The following is a 4971-nucleotide window of genomic DNA, read 5'->3' on the forward strand; positions in this document are numbered from 1 at the left end:
CAGGGCCCGCGGCGGTGCGCCCCGGCCACTGCGGGCGGCCGCCAGCAGGCCACCGATGCTCCCGACGCCCTCACCCGGGCCGGCGAGCGTCCGCGCCTGGTCGGCGGCGAGAAGCACCTGGCTGCGTGGGGCGATCACGCCGTGCGCGGCGGCGGCGTCAAGCGACGCGGTCAACTCCGCGAGCGCGCCGGGCAGGTGCTCGAGTCTGCCCGCGAGCACCTCCCAGGCCCTCTGCCGGCCCGCCCCGCCCCAGGTGCCGGTGTGGGTTTCAGTGCCGCTCACCTCCGCCTGATCGGCGGCATGTTCGCGCAGTGCCGGCGGGCGCAGCTCGCGTCGCAGACGCTGCAGCGGTGAGGTCAGGCCGCCGAGCTGTGCGGCCTCCTCCCAGGAGTCGAGCATGCCCAGGGAGGCGTCCAGCCGGTCGATCAGGTGGTCGCGCAGGACGCGGGCGCGCGTGGCCGCATCAAGCGGGTCGGGTGGCAGGCCCTCCGGTCCGCGGCGCCCACCGGCGTCACCGCTGCTGTGGTCGGCGCGGTCGGCCTCCTCCCCCGCCCCGCCGGCACCCCCCGGGCTGTTGCCGTCCGCCGTCCCTGCAGCCGTTTCCGGCAGTTGCACGGCGCGGGCGGCGTCCCGCAGGCGACGGGCCACCCGGGCGCGCTCGGCCAGGGCGTCGGGTCCGAGCGCCGGCAGCAGCGGACGCTCAGGCGGCGGCAGGATGCCGGTGTCCACCGCCGCTCGCGGGTCGTGGGCGGCGCTCAGGCGGGCCAGTTCGTCGGCGATGCGCCGCAGCCGGTCCAGGGGTGCGGGGGCTTCGGCTCCCCGGTGTTCGGGCTCCCGCCTGGGCGGCACGTACACGGACACGCCTCACACCTCCGGATGCCGGGCGCGCAGCACGTCCCGGTTCCGCCAGGCGCCGAGCACCTCGCCCGGGCCGGTGAAGGCGTCGAGGTCGGTGCGGTGTGCGAGCCCGGGTACGCGGTCGGGGATGAACTCGCGTCCCCGGCTGACTACTAGTCGCAGGTCGCGCAGGACGCCCAGCCCGGTGCGCGGATCTCCGGCGACGGCGATCAGGTCGGCGTCGAAGTCGGGGGCGAGCACCCCGGTCACACCCGCCAGGCCGATGCCGGCGGCCGCGCGCGAGGTGGCGGCGAGCAGCACCTCCGTCCGGGGCAGGCCGACGGCCTCCAGCGCCTCCAGGCCCCCGACGTAGCCGCGATTCGGAACGCCGGGGATGCCTGCGTCGTGCCCGGCGACGATTCTCACGCCGTGCTCCCACAGCATGCGCGCGGGCGGGGCGAAGACGTCGTCGCGGGCGATCAGCCGGGGCAGTTCGGCGGTGATGGTGCAGTCCACGTAGACGCCGGCGGCGGCGATCTCGTCGGCCAGCCGCGGGTCGGGTTCGGAGCGGGCGGCGGGGCTGATGAAGGAGGCGTGGGCGAGGTAGTCGACGCCGGCACGCACCGCCCGCTCGATGCCCTGGGTTCCGTGGGCGTGGGCGGCGGTCCACTTGCCCAGGCGGTGGGCGTCGGCGAACATGACGGTGAGTTCCTCCTGACTGAACTGGGCCATCCAGGGCACCGAGCCGGAGGTGGTGAAGCCGCCGGTGGCCATCGCCTTGATGGTGTCGACGCCCCGCTTGTGGTGGAGGCGCACCTGGTGGCGGATGTCGTCCAGGCCGTCCACTTCGCCCCCTGCGTGGTGGGCGTGACCGGCGGTGACGGTGATCTGTGGCCCGGCGGCGGTGATGCGGGGGCCGCGCAGGTCGCCGTTGTCGATGGCGTCGCGCAGGGCGACGTCCACGTAGTGGCGGGCGCCCAGGCTCTGCAAGCTGGTGACGCCGAGGGACAGCAGCTCCCGGGCGGAACGGGCGGCGTTCAGCGTGAGTCGTGCTACCTCATGCGCCCCGTAGTCGGGGTACTCCACGTCCGTGCCGGAGGTGGGCAGGTGGGCGTGGGTCTCGATGAGCCCGGGCATGAGGGTGGCGCCGGGCAGGTCGACGCGGCGCACCTGCGCGGGGGCGGTCCCGGCCGCTTCGGCCAGTTTACCCAGTCGGGCGGTCAGCTCGGCGGTGGGGCCGACGGCACAGATGCGGGCGCCGTCGATGAAGACGGCGCCGCCGGCGGGATCGTGTTCACCTATGATCTCAAGACTGCCGGCGCTCTCGCCGCGGCGTCCGGTCAGCACGCGATCGGCGGTCAGCAGCGCCGGGCCGACGCCGTCGAGGCGCTCTCCGCCGTCGGTGGGTGGGGTGATCCAGTCCGTCATGGGGCCTCCTGGGTGCTTGGGTGAATGGGGGAGGGACGCAGCAGTGTTTCAGACCACGGCGGCGCGGTCGGCACCGGCGCGCTCTCGGGCAACCGTAAGTCCGACAACAATAATCCGGCTAATGCGCGCCTTTCTGATTCTTCTCGCCGGGGCACGTTCCACGACCAACCCACCCCGATTCCGTGGACCTCGCTTCCAGCCTCAGTCCGGCACTCATCACTAGCATCCCGGCTATGAGCGATCCGGAGGTCGGGGCAACCAACCGCTTACTCGCCGGACTCGGCATCAGCGACGCCGCCGAGTCCCTGTATCTCACGCTGCTGGACGGCACATCCCGCGCCGCAGACTCCGAGGAACCCGGCCTGGCCGAGTTGATCGATGCCGGCCTGGCCGTCGTCGCCGACGGAGTCATCAGTCCGCGGTCGGCCGCCCGCGCCCTGCGCGACCTGGGGCGGCAGCACCAGGAGGATGCCCGCCGCGCCGAGGCCGCCGCCCTCGAGTTGGATCTGCTGGAGCAGGGAGGCCTGCGTACGGTGGAAACAACCCGCTCCCCGCAGCGGGCGATCGCCATGTTCAACCAGCTCTTTGCCACCGCCAATACCGAGTTCCGCGGGATGGATCGCGCGCCGTACCTGACCTCCTCAGCAGGGAAGCAGGCGAGCATGCAGGCGGAGTCGCTGCGCCGCGGCGTGCGCCACCGCGCCCTGTACGAGATGGCCTCGCTGCACGAGCCGGCCTACTTCCGCGTGGTCGCCGAATCCATCCGTCAGGGCGAACAGGCCCGTTTCGTGGACCGGCTCCCCTTCCGCATGCTCCTCGCCGACGAGACGACGGCGCTCATCCTGCGCTCCGACGCCGACGACGGAGTCGTCGCCACCCGCATCACTGACACCGAGGTGGTGGCGACCTTCGGCGCACTGTTCGAACAGTTGTGGCGCACGGCCGTACCGATGCCGCGGGCACTGTCCGCCGAGGAGGCGCTGCCGCACAACCGGGAGCTGGTGTGGGCGCTCGCCTCCGGTATGACCGATGAGGCTATTGCACGGCAGACCGGCATGAGCCTGCGGACGGTAGCCCGACGAATCGCCGAACTAAACCGTCTGCTGGGTGCACAGAGCCGTTTCCAGTTGGGGATGCAGGCGGTTCGACTGGGTTGGCTGCCACAGGCGGACGACGCGTCCGACGTGCCGTAAACCGCGTGACGCGCATATGCCATGGCAGGCTTTCGCCACTCGATGCTGGCAAGCTCGTGACTAATCCCGTGCTTCGATGGGTGCCGCACTCAGTGACAGATCCCCCGATTCATCGAAGGGAAACACAATGAAGGCGTTACGCTCACTCGCCTGCGCCGCAGCTCTCGTGCTAGCTCTTGCCGCTCCAAGTGCTGCGTCCGCTGCGGCCGACAACACGGTCGGCGACGCGGCGGAAACCGACACGGTCGCAGCCACTTGCGCCGGTTCCGTCACCTCCGTCGCTTGGCGGGCGGGCACCCACGTATCCAATGGTGTCTATGTTTCTGACGCCTCCGGTCTGGTTCGCGCCGACCTGGCGTGGACCGCGCCCGCCACCGCAAGCTCCGGGGACAGCTTCACGCTGACCCTGCCGGCAGAGCTGGAGAACCGCGGCCCGAGTTCTTTTGATCTGACGGCACCGGACGGCGGCGTCGTCGGACGCGCCACGTGGTCCGGCAAGACGCTCAACTTCGTCCTGTCCGAGTATGCCGACACCTACGGCGACATCACCGGCTCGGCCTGGGTGACCCTGGGTTGGGACCGCTCACAGGTAGATGATGCGGGCGGCAGTTACACGTTGACCTTCAGCTCCTGCGGCCGCAGCTTCCAACTGCCCGGAACCTACGTGGGCCCGGGCCCTTCCGGTGTCGACCAGTCCAGCGGCAAGACCGGCTTGTACGACGCCGACGTGAGCAGCTCTCGCTGGAGCATTTACGTCGGCACCACCGCGCAGGACGTTTACGAACCGCTGGTCGTTGAGGACGTCGGCGGTGAAGGGCTCACCATGACCTGCGACGGCGCGAAGATCTACGACCGTACCCCCTATCCGCACACCGAGGTGGTTTACGACCACGAGATCGACTCGGCCCGCTGGTCCTGCGCACAGACCGCCGGTGGCGGCGTACGCATTGTCTTCAACCCGATGGTCGACGGGCGCTACCAGCCCGCTCACGAATCTCTCCAGATCGATCTACGCGCCGACGTCGGCCCGGAGGTCGCCGACCTGGACGAGCTGGTCAATACCGCCACGATCTCGGTTGCCGAGGACGGCGAGCCGGCCACGGTGGTCGGACGCGTCGAGCTGCCCAACAGCGGCGGGACCGGTTCGGGTCACCGTGCATCATTCACGGTCGAGAAACTGACATCAGGAACCGCGGCGCCGGCCGACGCCTCCTACCAGTTCTCCTACAAGTGCCTGTCCGCCGACTTCATCGACCTGCCGGCGATTCAGGCGGGGCAGGCGACGACGCCGGTGACGACCAAGTCCTCCTCCACCTGCCAGATCATCGAGAAGGACCTGCCCGAGGACGTAAGCGTCTCCTACGAGGTGGAGGGGGCGACGGCGACGCCGATCGAGAACGGGGTGTCACTGACATTCCCCATCGATGCGGCCGCCACAGTGAAGATCGTGGCGACCAACGTCTTCCCGGACGAGCCGACGCCGGAACCCACCGTCGAGCCGACCACCGAGCCC

The 4971-nt window shown here is 70.8% G+C and carries 3 protein-coding genes and 1 pseudogene; 2 read left to right on the plus strand and 2 right to left on the minus strand.

Annotation, left to right across the window (positions count from 1 at the left end; all coding sequences use genetic code 11):
• Both Q4A20_RS14655 and Q4A20_RS14660 read right to left on the minus strand, forming a co-directional pair.
• Positions 1-861, minus strand: a pseudogene (locus Q4A20_RS14655) (hypothetical protein); the annotation flags it as partial.
• A 3-nt stretch (positions 862-864) separates the two neighbouring features.
• The gene (locus tag Q4A20_RS14660; protein ID WP_303124107.1) at positions 865-2265 is read right to left on the minus strand and encodes an amidohydrolase family protein; all 1401 of its coding nucleotides are present in this window, start codon (positions 2263-2265) and stop codon (positions 865-867) included.
• A gap of 233 nt (positions 2266-2498) precedes the next feature.
• On the opposite strand from Q4A20_RS14660, the gene Q4A20_RS14665 reads away from it, so the two are divergent.
• Positions 2499-3458, plus strand: a complete 960-nt coding sequence (locus Q4A20_RS14665) for a hypothetical protein (protein WP_303124109.1) — start codon at positions 2499-2501, stop codon at positions 3456-3458.
• A 127-nt stretch (positions 3459-3585) separates the two neighbouring features.
• A partial coding sequence (locus Q4A20_RS14670) for an Ig-like domain-containing protein (RefSeq protein ID WP_303124110.1) occupies positions 3586-4971 on the plus strand: 1386 nt, incomplete at its 3' end.

Source organism: Actinomyces sp. (genome assembly GCF_030530635.1).
Classification (GTDB): Bacteria; Actinomycetota; Actinomycetes; order Actinomycetales; family Actinomycetaceae; genus Actinomyces.